This window comes from Chryseobacterium sp. JM1 (assembly GCF_000737715.1).
GTDB lineage: Bacteria > Bacteroidota > Bacteroidia > Flavobacteriales > Weeksellaceae > Chryseobacterium.
The window spans coordinates 339,774-357,541 of the sequence record NZ_JPRN01000001.1; the positions used below are offsets into that span (position 1 = coordinate 339,774).

10 protein-coding genes and 2 tRNA genes are annotated in these 17,768 nt (G+C 38.5%); 6 read left to right on the forward strand and 6 right to left on the reverse strand.

Translation table 11 applies throughout. The features are described from left to right. Position 1 precedes the first annotated feature (1 nt). From IW22_RS01480 to ccoN, 4 genes are all read right to left on the reverse strand, one after another. Positions 2 to 2,329 (reverse strand): BamA/TamA family outer membrane protein, encoded by a 2,328-nt coding sequence (locus tag IW22_RS01480; RefSeq protein WP_034723576.1) that lies wholly within the window; start codon positions 2,327 to 2,329, stop codon positions 2 to 4. Further along, positions 2,329 to 7,359 carry a translocation/assembly module TamB gene (locus tag IW22_RS01485; protein WP_081873867.1) on the reverse strand — a complete coding sequence of 1,677 codons (5,031 nt, stop codon included), beginning with the start codon at positions 7,357 to 7,359 and terminating at the stop codon, positions 2,329 to 2,331. The genes IW22_RS01480 and IW22_RS01485 overlap by 1 nt, the downstream gene beginning before the upstream one ends. A gap of 479 nt (positions 7,360 to 7,838) precedes the next feature. After that, on the reverse strand, positions 7,839 to 8,726 hold the full coding sequence (locus IW22_RS01490; protein ID WP_034723577.1) for a cbb3-type cytochrome c oxidase N-terminal domain-containing protein: 888 nt from the start codon (positions 8,724 to 8,726) through the stop codon (positions 7,839 to 7,841). Between the two features lie 19 nt (positions 8,727 to 8,745). After that, the gene (ccoN, locus tag IW22_RS01495) at positions 8,746 to 11,025 is read right to left on the reverse strand and encodes a cytochrome-c oxidase, cbb3-type subunit I (protein ID WP_034723578.1); all 2,280 of its coding nucleotides are present in this window, start codon (positions 11,023 to 11,025) and stop codon (positions 8,746 to 8,748) included. Between the two features lie 186 nt (positions 11,026 to 11,211). Between ccoN and IW22_RS01500 the strand changes: the two genes are divergently transcribed. From IW22_RS01500 to IW22_RS01525, 6 genes are all read left to right on the forward strand, one after another. Continuing rightward, the gene (locus IW22_RS01500) at positions 11,212 to 11,505 is read left to right on the forward strand and encodes a helix-turn-helix domain-containing protein (RefSeq protein WP_034723579.1); all 294 of its coding nucleotides are present in this window, start codon (positions 11,212 to 11,214) and stop codon (positions 11,503 to 11,505) included. 117 nt (positions 11,506 to 11,622) lie between these two features. Beyond that, positions 11,623 to 13,044, forward strand: a complete 1,422-nt coding sequence (locus tag IW22_RS01505) for an amino acid permease (RefSeq protein WP_034723581.1) — start codon at positions 11,623 to 11,625, stop codon at positions 13,042 to 13,044. A gap of 196 nt (positions 13,045 to 13,240) precedes the next feature. Continuing rightward, positions 13,241 to 14,041: a GLPGLI family protein gene (locus IW22_RS23440; RefSeq protein WP_051890897.1), complete on the forward strand. Its 801-nt coding sequence runs from the start codon at positions 13,241 to 13,243 to the stop codon at positions 14,039 to 14,041. 129 nt (positions 14,042 to 14,170) lie between these two features. After that, a complete protein-coding gene (locus IW22_RS01515) occupies positions 14,171 to 14,974 on the forward strand; it encodes a GyrI-like domain-containing protein (protein ID WP_051890900.1) in 804 nt (267 codons plus the stop codon). Between the two features lie 109 nt (positions 14,975 to 15,083). After that, positions 15,084 to 15,698: a hypothetical protein gene (locus IW22_RS01520; protein ID WP_034723582.1), complete on the forward strand. Its 615-nt coding sequence runs from the start codon at positions 15,084 to 15,086 to the stop codon at positions 15,696 to 15,698. A 4-nt stretch (positions 15,699 to 15,702) separates the two neighbouring features. Beyond that, positions 15,703 to 16,806, forward strand: a complete 1,104-nt coding sequence (locus tag IW22_RS01525; protein WP_034723833.1) for an agmatine/peptidylarginine deiminase — start codon at positions 15,703 to 15,705, stop codon at positions 16,804 to 16,806. Positions 16,807 to 17,004: 198 nt separating this feature from the next. Here IW22_RS01525 and IW22_RS01530 read toward each other — a convergent pair. Then, positions 17,005 to 17,075: transfer RNA gene (locus IW22_RS01530), tRNA-Gln, on the reverse strand. Between the two features lie 569 nt (positions 17,076 to 17,644). After that, positions 17,645 to 17,715 (reverse strand) — tRNA-Gln (locus IW22_RS01535). Positions 17,716 to 17,768 lie beyond the last annotated feature (53 nt).

The window sequence follows — 17,768 nt, forward strand, 5'->3', positions numbered from 1 at the left end:
ATTAGAAAGGATATCCGATGGCTATATTTAAAATTAAATTATCTTTTCTCCATTGTGAATCTCCGAAGTTGATCCTGTTAAATGCCCATCGGTCTCCTTTTTCATAATAAGGAACACGTAGTGGCATCGCAAGATCCAGCCTCAAAATTAAGATAGAGAAATCAAGTCTTAGACCAACTCCGGCTCCGACTGCAACTTCACTTAAAAATTCCTTAGAAAATTTGGCGCCCGGTCTTTGGGTATCTTCATTAATTAACCAGACATTTCCTGCATCTGCGAAGACCGCCACATTTAAAAATTTATAAAGATTAGCACGGTATTCTGCATTAAGTTCCAGCTTAATATCTCCGGACTGGTCAAAATAATAACCGGATTTAATGGTTCTCGGGTCAAAACTTCCCGGACCTAATGTTCTCGCCCGAAATGCTCTGATACTGTTGCTTCCTCCTGAAAAGAACTGCTTGGAGAAAGGAATATTCTCCGAATTCCCGTAAGGATAAGCGATTCCACCTATAAATCGGGTGGCTAAAGATGTTTTTTCTGTAAATTTATGATAAAGCCTGAAGTCGTTTTCCATTTTAGCATACTGGCTGAAAGAGATTCCGAAAATCTTTTTTTCTTTTCCTTTTTCAACATTGGCACCAGTTACCAAACCTGTAATGTTTCCTGCCAAATCCAGGGTTCCTTTATAGTAAATGGTCGTCGGCTTGGAAAGCATTGTATTCGTATAGGTATAAGAATAGGTCGGGCCAAAAATAAGCTGCTTTTGAACAACCCTTTGCATAGCATCACTATTAGCCGATATAGAGTCATATAAAGCGGTAACCTTAGCAGGTGAAACCAATGTCACGTCCAATACCTTCAGATCATGCTCCTTTCTTACATTTTCCTTCCATAAATAACCAAATGATGCACTGAATGTATTAAGCGTATAATACTCGGTGCGGTTCTGGAATTCAAATCCTAAATTGATATTTGTTCTCGGAACAAATGCACTTGAAGAATTGAATCTGAAAGGAGCTACGATCCTTGGAATGGAAAGCTGTACGGTTGATCCTGCACGAAATAGATTTTTTGCATTTTCCTGACCTCCCATCTGGAAATCAAATGCACCGTAAATAGCTGCTTTAAACTGTTCGGCTCCTCTGAAAAAGTTTCTGTGCGTCCAGTTTAAATTCAATTCACTACCGGCATAATTCGCAGAATTGGTTCTTCCCAATGCTTCCAGCCTCAGCGACTGAATTTGTCTTGGGGTCAGTAAATAATACGCATCAAACTGATGTTTTAATGAATCTGAAACTATAAATTCATTTTTTACGAATTTAAAAACACCTAAACTGATCAAACGGTTAAGCGTAAGATTGTGATTAGAGCGGTTATACAGATCTCCTTTTTTAAAGTACAAAGCTCTGTCGAAGATCTTTGGTTTAAATTTATGCTGCGGATCAATCACATAAATATCATCATAAGCATATTTGGAAAGCGAATCAGGATTCATCGGAACGTTATACTTGCCTCTTTTTACATCCTGAATATTATAATTCGGGAAAACAATCACCTTGTCAATGCTGAACTGATCAGTCGCCAGATCCGGGGTGTCTTCTTTTAATTTTACGTTAAGCTCAACCTTATGACTTTTGCTTACAGTACTGTCCGCCTGAACAATAATATTGTCCGGACTGAAATAATAGAATCCTCTTTCTTTTAACCCATTATCTATCCTTTCTCTTTCATTTTTAATCACATCGAGATCAAAAGGTTTTCCGGATTTAAGAAGCGTTTTATTGGCCAGACTTTGGATTTCTTTATTAACCAGTGAAGAATCCTGCTGAAATTTAACATTGCTCACCAGATATCTTGCGCCGGGTCTTAAGGTGTAAATAACCTGTGCTTTCTTATTTTTGGAAACCGTATCATAAGTCGCTTTTGCATTAAAATAGCCTTTGTTTTCAGAATAGTTTTCAATAATCTTTCTGTTAAACTCACGGTCTACATCTCCCAGTAATACAGGTTTTTCACCTACTTTATATTTTAGCCAGTAATTAAAACCTTTATCTTTTTTAGGTTCTTTGGCGATATTGTAGAAATATAATTTCGGACGGAGACCTAATAAAGTTGAATTGGGTTTAGGAACTAAATTCTCCTCCAATGCAGCCTTAAGTTCTTTTTTCTCCTTCTTCGAAAGACTGTCGTTTTCTATTTTCACTTCCCCGCCGGTATACAGCATCTGTCCCTGCTTCAGATATTTCGTATTGCTGCAGGAAAGACTAGCTGCGGTAAGGCCCGAAGCGAACAGATATTTACAATATAGATTAAGTCTGCTTTTCATTATTTAAATTCTACCACTTGGTTATTTTTGTTTTCTTTTTTGCGTCTCTCTTTTTGTTTTTTCTGGAAAATTTCACGGAATTTATCATAGTCTAAAGTGATGATAAAACCTACCCCAGTTTCTATGATCTGCCCCTGAAGAGCCACCTGATATTCATCCTTACGATACGCTCTAAGCATATACCTTCCGTCTTTTGAAAGGCTGTAATCCACCGTGACATTTCCCGCAATATTCGTTGTGCTTTCGTTTTGTCGTGCTTCACCTTCCAGGGCAAAATTACTTCCCACGGAAACTTTCAGACGGTCATTCAGTAATTTTTTACTTACCCCAACATTCAGATCCGTTCTTGTGTTTTTCTTCCCGCTTGAATAATCTTCAGAAGAATCAAGGCCTAGATCTATATCCACTCCTTTAATTAAGCCCGAAGCAAGATTGTTCAGCTGTTGCGAAAGAATTTTACTCACACTTTGTCTGGCCATCATTTCAGCAGACATTCCCGCACCGGATTCAAAAGGATTTTCCCCAATGAAACGGTTCAGTAAAAGAAGCGCAAAAACCTGCTTATTCATTTCAGATTCCTGAGTTCTCAGCTGGGTTAGCTTTTGATCAACAATATCTTTTACCGTAGAGGAGATGGCATTATTTTTTTCGTCCGTCGTGATATCAAAACTGATCTGTGGTTTCAGAAGTTCACCTTTCATTTTTAGTAAAGTATTGAAAGGAATTCTCTGTTTAAACTGATTCAGTATGGAAGCATCTTCACCACTCACTTGCTGCTCAACGAGATCAATAGGTGGGGCTTCCGTTTTATACACAGCGGTGATATCCATAATGGCGGCAGTCGGTTCACCGGTCCACGTAATGGTACTTCCTTTCTGGATATCAAATTTACGTTTCAGAAGACTTACGGAAAGTTCATAGGAACCTTTTTCCACTTCATAAACTCCTACAAGCGTTGTTTTTCCTGAAGGATCAATTCCGCCCGTTAGTTCTGCTTCACCCTGAAGTTTTACAAAATCTCCGTTAGCTTTATCAATCACAATGGACATTTTAGCTTCCTTACTCACTTCAATATTCACACTCACATCCATTCCTTTGATGCGGCTTTGGGCTTTCAGAGAATCGGCTTTAACGGTTTTATTTAAAACCACCTGATCCTGATCAATGAACTCGACAATTCCGTCTCTTTCCTGTACAGAAGGGCTTGATTGTGGAAGGACAAAAGTGAAATCAGTGTCATCAGAAACGGCCAGTCTGCCGTCCACTTTCGGAAGATCCAGGTTTCCGCGGATATGAAGTCCTGCATCAATCGCAAGAATTCCATACATCATCGCGTCATTTGATTTTTCTGAATTCACGACTTTGAAATCTTTGGCATTCACATCAAGATTGAATGCGAAATCCCTGTACGTCTGCGTAAGAACCTGTCCGTTGATGACAAGAGAATTTCCATCCTTATCGTTGATTTTAAACTTATTAAATTCTATACCGCGGTTCGTAAAGTCAATTTCATCATTCAGTTTTCTGAAATCACTGCCGGTTTTGGCAATTTCCAGCCCTGCATCATTGAACTTTACTTTACCTAAAATATTCGGTTTTTCTGTATTTCCGGTGATCTTTAAATTCCCTGAAATATAGCCTTCCGTATTTGTTATCGCATTCATGGAGAATCCCTGAACACTCTTCATCTGAAGCTTGTTGATCGCCATATTCAGATCAAATGTACTTGAAGAAGTATTGTAGTCCCCAAGAATTTTCACATCGTTATCATTGCCGGATAGGGCAACATCAGCATTTAAAATATTCGGTGAAGAATTATTCACTTTGACCGCCAGATTTCCAACCGCATTTCCGTACACGATGAGATCCGTAATATTAAGGTCTGAAGTGAAGGTCATATTTTTCGTTACGTCACGAAGCTGAGCCGTTCCGTTGATTGTTCCTTTAGCCAGAACCGTATCTTTTTTAATCAGTTCGGTAATGGTTTCGATTTTAAAATCTTTCAGGGCAACATTCAGCGGGCTGGCTGGACTTTCGGTTTCAGACTGAAGCGAAATCTGACTTCCTCCATTGGACAAAACAAAATTATCTGCTAAAATCCCTTTGCTGCTGATCTGGATCTTATTGTTTTCAGCAACATTCCAGTCCGAATAATTAAGTTTTAAACCATCAGGGTTCAGAGATATTTCTGTAATATCATTCAGCGATTTGGCCTTTCCTGCAATAAGGAACTGCGTAGCATCTTTGTCGTCTTTGGTGGTAATATTATAATTGATGGTATTATCAGCCACATCTCCGGTCACCGCGATTTTTTTCAGGGTGAAACTGGAACTTTTTAAAGATCCGGCATTGAGACTGTACTGTAACGCCTGATTTTCATTGGTTACTTTTAACGCTACATTTTCCAGCGAATTTTCACCATATAATAATTGTGGGATCTGCCCGTCTATTTCAATTTTTTGAGAATCAGCATCATAATTTCCGGCTAAATTGATCGTTTCAAAAGTTTTCAGTTCCGGAACAAATTTCCTGATCAGATCATCATTTTTGATCTTGGCATTGAAGGTGAAAAACTGGCCCGGATCAATTTTTTGTCCTTTAGCCGGCTTCTGGAACTGATAATACTGATTGATCGTCTGCGTTAATGCACCAAAGATCTGGGTCAGCTTATATTTTCCTTTTAATGAAACATCAGCAATCTGAGAATTGAAAATGATCTGCGTGGAATCCTGTGTAGAAGACGCTTTCAGATTAACTTCCTGTACCGGATAAACTTCTTTGGTGTCGGAAAACGCAAAATCTTTTAAGTTTAAATACCCGTTCAGAGCATCCGGATCAAGGCTTGAAAAATCTCCGTCGATCTTTCCTGCGATAATCATCGGCTTTTCATAGAATCCAAGTTTATTCACATCAAGTTTGATCACTTCACCATTGATTTTCACGGTAGGATTTTTTTCACTGTAAACTCCCGAAGCTATTAAATTCAGATTCGCATTCGGATCTTTTGAATTTAAAACGATATTATAAACACCTCTGTTAATTTTACCCGTCAGATCCATATTCTGGTAACGGTATCCTTTATAAACAGCTGATGCTACATGACCTTTAAGATCTGCTTTTGCATGTTTAAAATCAAAGCTTTCACCTTTTGCAGAAATCTGAGCGGTAACGGCTCCAACATCCTTATTCTTAATAATCTTTCCAACCTGAATCGCCTGAAGATTAGCTTTTACATCATATAGTTCGCGGTTTTTTCTGCTCATATCCACATCTGCCACAATAGCAGCGTTTCCAAGAGTAGAGTAGAGGTTCAGGTCTGCCTTTACCAACTTTGTAGTTCCTTTTGCACTTCCCTTGATACTGAAATGAGAAGGCAGGGAAATATTGGATGGAATGGTGTTTTTCGGAACCAGATTGTAAACCGTTTTAGCTTCTGCTGAAAATTCTCCGATCCTGAGATCATAGGACAGATTTTCAGGTTTCATCGCGTTTTTGATTCTTCCTGATGCAGCCACTCTCAACTGGTCAAGGCCTGAAACTTTAAGATCTTTGATCAGTAAATCATTGACGATTCCCTGAACATTGGCATTCACATTCAGTATTGCATTCGGATATTTATTGAATGGAGCGGTATTTCGTAAAGTCGGAACAATATTCAGGATATCGGCGAAACCTATTTTTGAATCTTTGATATTGGCTGAAATTTTTACAGCACCCGGATTTGAAGTCAGCTGATCAAGGGATTCATAATTTAAAATCACCTCATCACGGATCAGCGTTTTTGGAGTCTGCAGATAAAGATCCTTTAGGTAAGCCTGTTTTTCGGCATACACAAAATCGGTATTAAATTTCTGGATATCCAGACCTCTTCCTTCCTGAATTTCTGCTGAATTCACGGTTCCTGCAAACGTATTGTTCTCCATTTTGAAATTTCTTACTTCCACGTTCATCTTAGAAAAATTCATGTGGTTGAAATCCATTCCCTGTTTGGTGGGAGCAATCGCGGTATTGTTGTATACAGCTTTTACATCATTCAGCACCAGTTTTCCGAGAAGTACTTTCATCGCTTTATCCTTGTCTGAAACTTTAGAAACTTCAGGTTCTTTTGTATCCTTCGGATTGGCGTTTTGCGCAGGAAGGTAAAGATTGGCGTTAATATCAGCTCCGGAAAGAAAAACATTGGAAATATTGTAGGAATTGTTCTCAAGATCCAGCTTATTCACCTTCGTACTTAATTCTTTGAACAGAACTTTAGCAAACGTTTTGGTGTTGTCATCCCCGTAATCAATATCGAAATTGGTCAGTTTGATTCCTCTAAGGCCAATATTCATCGGCTTTTTGTCGTTGAGTGAATCTACCTTTTTCTCTACTTTTTTAGAAACCTCTTCAATAAGGTCCTGCTTTAATTTTAATTTCAGTCCGTCAAGATTGATATCATTAACGGCATAGGTATTTTTATTGAGGTCAAAAGTTTTAACCCTCGTATCAAATGATTTGAAATATAATTTAATATCATTCTTAGATTGCTGATCGTTGAAGGTCACCCCAATATCCTTTAAATTAATCTTATCAAGAGAAATAATAAAGGGCTTGGAAGGACTTTCCTCTTTGTCGCTGGTCGCAAAAGCATTGATGATATAATCGAAATTGAACGTTCCGTTCGGTTTACGGACTACATTGGCGCGTGCTCCCTCAAGATCCACCGAAGTAATATCGGCGGTGGAACTGATAAGCTTCATCATATTCAGACCTACATCCAGCTTTTTAACAGCCAGAAGCGTGTCTACATCCTGTCCTTTGAGATAAAGGTTTTCCATCACAAGACTGTTCGGAAATCCTATATAGACCCTTTCCAGACTTACTTTGGTCTTGATTTTTTTCTCAAGATAGACGACGAGTTTGTCTTTGATGAAATTTTGAACGGCAGGAAGCCTCAGACTTAATATCAGAAGGGTAACAAAAACCAATATCGAAATAAAAGTTATTGCAATACGCTTTAAAATTTTTTTTTTGTTGATTTTCAGTTTCAAATGTGACTAGGTTTTTAACAAATATAAGAATACTATTTTATTAGTTCTTGGTTGTGGTATCCTAGTACAAGTACAAAAATCCTGCCTTGGCTGTCCTGATATGGAATTTAGCTGAATAGTTGTCAAGTGAATATGTTGATAAAGACAACCAAGGTTTGGATTTTTTTTAATAAAAGCCCCCTTTATATCATTTTTTAACGTTGAAAAGGTTTAGCAAAAATGAAATTCAAATGTTAGATAGGTTTCAAAGGGGGCAAGGAATATATGGAGATAATAAATTTTTGTTAATTATTTGATCTAAGTTTTAAAGAGCGGGAAGCTGGAAGAGGGAGGCTGGAAGTTCATATTGTCCACTCATTTTGATTGTTGTTTTAAAATTTAATGATTTGGCTAAAAAAAATAATAAAATGGTTCTCTAAGTTTTCCTTTCGACCTCAATAGCTTCCCTCTTCCAGCTTCAAACTTCCTGACTATTAAAACTAATTGTTTCCGTTTTCCCATTTCACTTCTTCACCCTGAGCAGCAGCACCGCCCTGAGCAGGAGTGATAGGAGCAGTTTCCTGGTTGATGTGATAGATATACGCTGCAATCTTCTCTGCATCTCTTCCCGTAATGGTTCCGTCTTTGATGAAAGGACGCATCGTAGGATTATTGGGAGAGCCGTTTTCAAGCATCCAGAAGACATTTTTAAACAGACTTTTTTCTTTGATATTGATCCAGTGGGTATCTGTAAGGTTTGGTCCGATGCCTCCTTTTCCACCGTCACCATGGCAGGTTACGCAGTTGGTTTTAAATAATTCCTGACCTTCAGCGATATTATCGGCGCTGTATTTTGCATTTTCCAGATTGATCTGAGGGGCATTTTTCTCATATTCTTCGATAGAGGCAAGCATGGTTTTTACTTCCTTGTCATATTCAGCTTCAGGATGAGCGTATTCTGTGAAGGCAAAAGCCATCAGATACACCACACAGAATATACATCCGAACCAGAACAGACCTATCCACCATTTCGGCAATGAATTGTCAAGCTCAGTGATTCCATCAAAACCATGGTCAATAAGAATGTCTTTTTCTTCCGTAGCAGACTGTTTCCTGAATGCTGAATTCCAAAGCTTCTGATAATATGGAATATTTTTTTCTGCTAAATATTCCTGCTTTTCCTCGTCTGTCAGCCTGTTGAAACTCTCGTTTTCCACCAGATCTCCAATCGAGTTCATGATCAGAAGAAGAATGACAGCGATCACAATAAGCGCCCAGAAAAACGGCGAGGAAAAATAACCTGAATCTCCGGCGAACATTTCAAACGCCATGATCGTTAAGCCTATCGTTGTTGCGATATATATTGAAATGGGGGTTCTCTTTTTCATTGCAGTACAATTTTATAGGTTATTCAGCACTTGCGGTCTGGATCTGTGTCGTTTTAATATCGGTACCCAATCTTTGCAGATAAGCAATCATGGCTACAATTTCTCTCTGCTCAAGCGGTATATAAGCAGCGCCTTTTGCGGTTTTTTCTTTTTCCATCTGGCTTTTCACATCTGCCGCTTCTGAATAAATTCTCTGTACAATCGCTTTGGACTGGTTGTCGGCCCATTGTCCGGCAGAATCTATTTCCGCTTTTGAATAAGGGACATCGAAAACATTTTTCATTAGCCTCATCTTGGCCACCATTTGAGTACGGTCCAGCTCATTCGTGATCAGCCATGGGAAACGCGGCATAATAGAACCTGCAGAGGTAATTCTCGGGTTGTACATATGTTTGAAATGCCATGAATCCGGGTTTCTGCCTCCTTCTCTGTGAAGATCCGGTCCGGTTCTCTTGGATCCCCATAAGAATGGTCTGTCATAAATAAATTCTCCCGCTTTGGAATACTGTCCGTTTTTACCTTCAAACCTCACGATTTCATCACGGAAAGGTCTGATCATCTGAGAATGGCAGGAGTTACACCCTTCACGGACATATAAATCTCTTCCTTCCAATTCAAGCGGTGTGTAGGGTTTTACGGCGGTAATCGTCGGAACACTTTGTTTTAATGATAAGGTCGGAACGATTTCTATTAATCCGCCGATGGCTACGGTAATGAAAGCCAGGATAGATAATAGTTTTGGTGTTCTTTCCAGCCAAAGGTGTACACCTTCGCCTTCTTTTCTTGCAGTGCCGATATCTGCCAATGCGGGAGCTTCTGCCGGAACGTTTTTCTGGAATGAACCTGATCTTACGGTTTTAATCACATTGATTACCATTAAAATAGCTCCGGAAAGGTAAAGAAGACCTCCTAAGAATCTCATTTTAAAGTAAGGAATGATCGCGGTCACCGTATCCAGCCAGTTTTTCCATAACAGAGTTCCGTCCGGATTGAACTGTTTCCACATCAATCCCTGGGTGAATCCTGAGATATACATCGGAACGGCATAAAAGATAATTCCTAATGTTCCCAACCAGAAGTGCCAGTTGGCTAATTTTTTAGACCATAACGGGGTTCTCCACATGATCGGGATCAGATAATAGACTACCCCGAAGGCCATGAAACCGTTCCATCCAAGCGCACCCAAATGTACGTGCCCAATAACCCAGTCGGTGTAATGCCCGATTTTATTTAAAGATTTAGTAGCTAATAAAGGTCCCTCGAAAGTAGCCATACCATAACAGGTAATTGCTACGACGAAGAATTTAAGGATAGGATTTTCTCTTACTTTATCCCAGGCTCCTCTTAAGGTAAGAAGTCCGTTCAGCATTCCTCCCCATGACGGAGCAATCAGCATAATAGAGAATCCCGTACCTACGGCCTGAGCCCATGCCGGAAGCGCCGTATATTGAAGGTGGTGAGGGCCCGCCCACAGGTATACGAATATCAGCGACCAAAAGTGAATAATGGATAATTTATAGGAGAATACAGGACGCTGTGCCGCTTTCGGCATGAAATAGTACATCAGACCCAGTACCGGTGTTGTGAGTACGAATGCTACGGCATTATGACCGTACCACCACTGTACAAGTGCATCTTTTACACCGGCATATACAGAATAGGATTTCCAGCTTGTGAATGATAAGGGAACTTCAAGATTATTAAAGATATGCAGCATCGCCACGGCAATCCAGGTTGCGATATAGAACCAGATGGCTACGTAAAGGTGTCTTACCCTTCTTTTCGCAATGGTTCCGAACATATTGATTCCGAAAATAACCCATGAGAAGGTAATCAGGATGTCAATCGGCCACTCGTGTTCTGCATATTCTTTAGACGTATTGATTCCCATTAAGAACGTGATCACTACGGCAACGATCATCAGCTGCCAACTCCAGAAATGAATCCATGAAAGCGTATCACTGTACATTCTTGTTTTTAAAAGTCTCTGCATGCTGTAATACGCACCGCAGAAGAAGGAATTACATACAAAAGCAAAAATAACGGCACTCGTATGCAGCATTCTGATCCTTCCGAATCCCATGGCACCCTGCGTGTTGATCAGTCCCTGGATATTTCCGCTTCTCAGACTCTGAATCGTGGTATCATCTGTCCCGAATAAAAATTCAGGCAACTCAGGGTAGAAAAGCATCAGTGCGGCCGAAAGTCCAAGCAGAAAGCCGACCAGCCCGAATACGATAGTAGCATACAAGAATGCTCTGACAATATTATTGTCATAATTGAATTTTTGCGTCTCCATAATTCCAATTGTTGTTGTACGGAAGTGATATTTATCCTCTGAAATCAGAAGGCAGTGACCTTGATTTGGATGAAAAAATAAATATCATGTAACGTGTATAATGTTTTGCCAAAGGTATTTATTAACTTTGTGTAAGTCTAGTAGGTATCCTTCTAAACTATACCGAAAACTACTAAAACAAAAACGATGAAAGTATGTGGCCAAAATATCAGGAAAATCCGTAGGAGCAAAGACTTTACGCAGGAGTATATGGCTTTTGAAATGGGCATTTCCCAAAAGGCCTATTCCGATATTGAAAATTCTAAAGTGAAGATCAATCTCGATATCCTCACGAAGATTTCAGATATTCTTGAAATTAAACCTTCCGATATCTGCAGTATTTCGCACAAATGCGGAAATAATGAGAACGAAGACCGGTATCAGTCGCTTTTGGAGTACATGAAAAAGAATAATATTTCAATTCCGGCAGAATATTTATAAAGAAATACTTCGTTTTTACTTTTTAATTCTTTAAAACTGAATCTTTTGAAGGTTCTTACCGCTTCACAGAAGGCAAATTTCTCTAAAGTTTTATATATTTAGGGCATAATTGATTTTATGAGCAGCGAACAGAAAACGGAGTCCAATGATGGGGCTCTTGTCAGAGGATTAACCAACAGACATATTCAATTAATTGCCCTCGGAGGAGCCATAGGAACGGGACTGTTTCTCGGGATCGGTCCGGCAGCAGTTTTAGCGGGGCCATCCGTTATTCTTGGATACGCTTTAGCAGGAATTATCGCTTTTTTTATTATGCGTCAGCTTGGCGAAATGGTGGTTCATGAGCCTGTTTCAGGAAGTTTCAGTCATTTTGCCTATAAATATTGGGGAAATTTTCCAGGTTTTGCTTCCGGCTGGAATTACTGGATTCTTTACATTCTGGTAAGTATGGCCGAACTAACGGCTATCGGACATTATATTCACTTCTGGTGGCCCGAAATTCCCCTCTGGGTTTCCAGTTTATTCTTTTTTATCGTCATTAATGCTTTAAACCTGGCTTCCGTAAAAGTCTACGGGGAGACTGAATTCTGGTTTTCCATCATCAAAGTGGTCGCGATCATCGGAATGATTGTTTTCGGGATTTACTTATTGTTGAGTGGTACCGGAGGTGATAAAGCAAGTATTTCCAATCTGTGGAACGACGGCGGATTTTTCCCCAAAGGATTCTTTAATAAAGGAGAAGGCGGATTCTCAGGACTCTTTGCCGCTATGGCAATGATCATGTTCTCTTTCGGAGGGCTTGAACTGATTGGGATTACAGCTGCAGAAGCTAAAAATCCGGAAAAGACGATTCCAAAAGCCACCAATCAGGTTATTTACAGGATTTTGATTTTCTATGTTGGTGCTCTGGTTATTTTATTTGCATTGAGCCCGTGGAGAGAAATTACAGAAGGAACCAGCCCGTTTGTGATGGTTTTTCAAAATTTAAATGGATTTGAATTCAACATATTCGGAAAGGTGATCCAGTTCAATGTTTTAATTGCCAATATCCTTAATCTGATCGTTTTGACCGCAGCTTTGTCGGTGTACAACAGCAGTGTTTACAGCAACAGCAGGATGCTTTTCGGATTGGCTCAGCAAGGAAATGCACCGAAATTTTTAAAGAAACTTAATAAGAACAGTGTTCCTACCAATGCAATACTGATTTCTTCCTGTTTTGCCGGAATCTGTATTATCATCAATAAACTGGTTCCTGAAAAAGCATTTGAATACTTAATGGCCCTGGTAGTTTCTACATTAATTATTAACTGGTTGATGATCTGTTATACACATTTGAAATTCAGAAAAGAGCAAGACAGAGCAGGGGTGAAAACTTCATTCCCTTCTATTTTTTATCCGGTTTCGAACTATATCTGCATCGTATTCTTACTGACTATTTTGGTATTGATGAGTATCACAGGTATGGAAATTCAGGTGATTTTAATTCCGATATGGCTGGCATTCCTGTTTTTAATGTTTAAAATATATAAAGCAAAATAATTCATAGAACAAACCTGTTACAATAATATAAAAGGATGGATTTTTATCTGTCCTTTTTTTGTTTAAATAAAATTCAGAATATTTGTGCTGTTCAATGGAATTGTGTAAGTTACCTAAGTATTTGTGCTTTAATTTGGCTTCATCAAACGAGTGCTTTTCGTCTGAACAACAAGTCTAAAAACGTAACCTGAATTGTATGAAAATAACACACCCCTTGAAATTTATTTTCCTTTTTTCATTAGTATCAACCTTTTGTTTTTCACAGAAGTTCAGTTTTATTTATGAAACTAAATTCTTGTCAGCTAAAGGAAAACCTGATGATATTTATAAAGATCATATGGTGCTGGATTTTGAGAATAATACTTCTATTTTCCGGGAATCAATGGCTAAAAAAGCAGATTCTCTTTCGTTCATTAATAAAAATGGAGGCTATAAAATGGGAGTTGAAAATCAGTTTTACATTAAAAAAGATATCAGCAATACTAAAACAGAAAAAATTATTACCTATTTACGTGCGAATTATCTTCTTCCAATTGATGAACCGTTAAACTGGAAAATCTCATCGGAACAAAAAACAATCGGAAAATATAAATCACAAAAAGCAGAAGTCAATTATGGAGGCAGAAACTGGATTGCCTGGTTTACTACAGAATTACCTTTTAATGATGGTCCCTATGTTTTCAGCGGATTGCCCGGGTTAATTATTTCTATTGAAGACACGGAACATGATTACTCATTCCATTTAGTGCAAATTAAAAAAGGGGGCGACTGGTTTGATGCAAGAAAAAAAGCGATTACTATCGATTGGGCAAAATATGATCATCTGGGAAAAACATATTATAATGATCCCTGGAATTCCAAAACTGCAGGGAAAGTTACATTTTATGATCCTCAGGGAAAAGAACAGGATATGAACGAAATGATCAAACGGGCACAAAAATCAATCCTTGAAGATGATAATCCTTTAGAGTTGAACCACAAAATCAATTATAAATAGAAGCTTTTTACTATCTGTATCAGTTATACTTTAGAACTGCTATTTGTTTCAATAATTTGCTGAGTAATTAAACTGAAAAGCATTATCTTTAGAATTAGGTAAGCCAATCCATTTGCAAAATATAAAGCCGTGCAGATCAGTTTTAATGAAATACAGAAGATTGTTGATCATATCGAAGAAAACTTTGACCGGGAGATCACGGCCGATGAAATAGAACATCTGTCGCAGTATTCTTACCGAAATTTTCAAAGGATTTTTTTTAAGATCTTTAAAGAAACCATCTCCGGATTTCAAAAGCGTCTCCGCCTCGAAAAATCTTACAAAAAGCTGATCTATACCACCGATAAAATCTCTGATATTGCCTGGGAAGTCGGTTATTTCAATATCCAGTCTTTTTCAAAAGCATTTAAAAAACAGTATGATATTTCGCCTGCAGAAGCCAGAAGTCAGAAACAGGAGATTTTTAAAGAGTTTCTGGAAAATGAAGTAACTGATTTACAATATGAGATCAAATACAAGGATGCGGTTTCTGTGTATTGTACATTCATTAAAGCTAAAGATTACAATAATCAGGAGATTGACGATTTGTGGACCACCATTGAAGAGGAAAACGGTGATTCTTTTCCTGCTTACGGAATTATACGCGATCAGCCGTTGATCACCAACCGTTCCCACTGCAGATATGGAGCAGCGATACTAAAGCCTGTGCCGGGAGCTTCAGGATTTCAGAAAGCAGAAATTTTTGGAGGGAAATACATCCGGTTTACCCATTACGGATCTTTTGAAAATATTTTAGAAACCTACCGGGCCTTTTACCGTTTCTGGCTCACTAAACCAGAGCTTTTGCTGAATAATTCAGATGTTATAGAAGAGCATGTGCTGTCTGAGAAGGGGAAAATGATGACCCATATTTATTTTCCGCTGCATTCGTAAGGATGTCCTTTTAGGACAAGTTTTGTTTTTTTGATGATCTAATTTTGCCCCAGATAAATAACCCTACTGATGGAATTTATCGCGTAAAATTTTAGAAAAACAGGACAGAATGAAAAAAAATGTATTGCTCTTTATTGTATTGATTTCATCTTATGCACAATCTCAGATCTCCATCCAGGCTTATGGCGGAAATAAAGAAGCTGAGGTGTTGGGGATTTATGATAAAGATTTTAAAAACAGATGGAATTATTTCGTTTCAGGAACGGTTTCCTATGATTATGAAACACGGAAGGTAAGTCCAGCCGTTTATCAGAGCCTTAATTATTATGTTGGCAGCAATTGGGGCGCTTCTGCCGGGGTTTATATTTCAGACGAAGATGTAATGCCTTCACTGGGTTTGGCTTTTGTGAAAGAAACCCGGACTTTAGGAATCAACTTATTTCCTGCCGTTACCTATTCTTTGGATACCGGAAAAGCAGGATTGGGACTTTACACCTTACTGGAATACACGCCTAAGCTGAATGAAAAGCTTAATTTTTACAGCATGCTGATGGTAGAATCTGATTTCAGTTTTCAGGAACATCAAGCCAGCAGCCAGATCATCCGTTTGGGATTGGAAAACAGCAAAAAAATGCAGTTCGGGATAGGGAGCAATATTTCCCAGACTGGAAGTACTTTCGAAACCGATATCAATTTTGGATTATTTATTGGAAAAAAATTTTAATGATATGAATCAATTATTCGCACTCACCTTTTTATTTAATGTAACATTTTGTATGGCACAGACGTATCACTTCCCTGAAGAATCTTCACCTCACGAAGGAACCTGGCTGCAGTGGCCGCACCATCATCAGCACGGCGCTGAATACCGGAAAAGAATAGAACAGACGTGGATCGACATGACACGCGAGCTTCAGTCCGGGGAAAAAGTTCACATCATTGCTTATGACGACACGGAAAAGAAAAGAATTTCCGATCTGCTGGAAAAAAATAAAATCCCTTTAAAAAATGTTGATTTCAAAGTTTATCCTACTGATGATGTCTGGGTGAGAGATAACGGACCTATTTTCGTGAAAGATAATAACGGACGTGTACTCATCGAAGATTGGGGGTTCAATGGCTGGGGAGGAAAATATGATTCCGAAAACTGTGATGAAATTCCTCAGCGAATAGGAGCAGATCTGGGCATTAAAGTGATTGATCTGAACGAAGAAATGGTAAATGAAGGCGGATCGGTAGAAACCGATGGAAACGGTGTTCTGATGGCCTGTAAAAGTTCTGTGATCAGTCAGAAAAGAGGAGCTACCCGAACGAAAGGAATTACGCAACAGGAAGCTGAAGAAATGTTTGAGAAATATTATGGGGTTTCCAAGGTTATCTGGCTTGATGGGGTTACCGGACTGGATGTGACCGATATGCACATCGACGGTTTTATGAAATTCATCAATCACAATACGATGATCACGATGGACGAGGACGGTCTTTTTGAAATGGGGCTTACCGATAAAGATATCAATACCCTGTACGCAGCATCCAATGTGGATGGAAAAGAGTACAAAAAAGTATACCTACCGGCTACAAAAAATAAAGTGAAAACTGCTTATGGAAAGCAGCTGGAGGAAAAAGGCTCTTATATCAATTTCTATGTGGCCAATAAGGTGGTTCTGGTTCCCAACTATGGCGATCCCAACGATAAAGTAGCTAATAAAATGATTCAGGAGCAGTATCCTGACAGAAAAGTCATTGGAATCGATGTAAGAAACTTATATGAAAATGGCGGAATGGTCCATTGTGTGACACAGCAGCAACCTGCAGGAATTCCATTGAAGTAGAATTTTATAATTGAAAACAAGCCCTCCCTAAGAATGAATATATTTTTATGGAGGTTTTTTCATATGATAGGAATATGAAGTTTTGTGAAAGAGATCACCAGTTTTTACATTTTCTGTCCTAATGATTTCAACTTTTTCAGACCGTATTCTCTGTATCATTTAAAAACAAAAAAACCATCCTTAAAAAAGAATGGTTTGTAGACCCACAGGGATTCGAACCCCAACTGATGGTACCAAAAACCAGAGTGCTACCGTTACACCATGGGTCTGTTTTATTTTGGTGGTGCAAATTTACAATTTTTTTCTTTACAGGCAAGAATCTCCCGTAAAAAGTCTGGAATTTTTAAGTGGAGAAAAGGTAAATGGCTATCTTTTGATGAGTTAAGATTTATTTTTCTGATGTAATTATCTTTCCTGGCATTTTAGAATAACTTTTAATGGGCTCAGTCTCAACTGGGGGAAAAAACCTATAACGTTCATTGTCAAAAATATACTTTTTTATTTTTTAAACTACAAGATTGTGTTTGTAATGATTTTGCTCTCGCAGATAATACCGATAAAGCAGATTAGAAAAGTAAAGATCTGCATCATCTGTATTATCTGCGTGAAATTTTAGAATCACACGATCCCTATCTATTCCTTTCATCAGAATCAACGAAGTTGATTCCGCCGTTGCTTTCCTCTATAAAACTTCATAATAATTTTCTTTGTGTGAGAAAAATGAATTTTATCTGCGCTATAAATTTTGACTAACTTTAATCATCACAAATAATGGAAATGATGTGAATAGGGAAGTTTATAAAAACAAAAAAAACCATCCTTAAAAAAGAATGGTTTGTAGACCCACAGGGATTCGAACCCCAACTGATGGTACCAAAAACCAGAGTGCTACCGTTACACCATGGGTCTGTTTTTATTTTGGTGAGGCAAATTTACAGCTTTTTTCTTTAGATACAAGAACT

Excerpts from the sequence above, each read along its gene's own strand:
- IW22_RS01525 (WP_034723833.1), top strand. The coding sequence starts at position 15,703 with ATGAATCAATTATTCGCACTCACCTTTTTATTTAATGTAACATTTTGT.
- IW22_RS01490 (WP_034723577.1), bottom strand. The coding sequence starts at position 8,726 with ATGAAAAAGAGAACCCCCATTTCAATATATATCGCAACAACGATAGGC.
- IW22_RS01520 (WP_034723582.1), top strand. The coding sequence starts at position 15,084 with ATGAAAAAAAATGTATTGCTCTTTATTGTATTGATTTCATCTTATGCA.
- IW22_RS01505 (WP_034723581.1), top strand. The coding sequence starts at position 11,623 with ATGAGCAGCGAACAGAAAACGGAGTCCAATGATGGGGCTCTTGTCAGA.
- IW22_RS01480 (WP_034723576.1), bottom strand. The coding sequence starts at position 2,329 with ATGAAAAGCAGACTTAATCTATATTGTAAATATCTGTTCGCTTCGGGC.
- IW22_RS23440 (WP_051890897.1), top strand. The coding sequence starts at position 13,241 with ATGAAAATAACACACCCCTTGAAATTTATTTTCCTTTTTTCATTAGTA.
- ccoN (WP_034723578.1), bottom strand. The coding sequence starts at position 11,025 with ATGGAGACGCAAAAATTCAATTATGACAATAATATTGTCAGAGCATTC.
- IW22_RS01500 (WP_034723579.1), top strand. The coding sequence starts at position 11,212 with ATGAAAGTATGTGGCCAAAATATCAGGAAAATCCGTAGGAGCAAAGAC.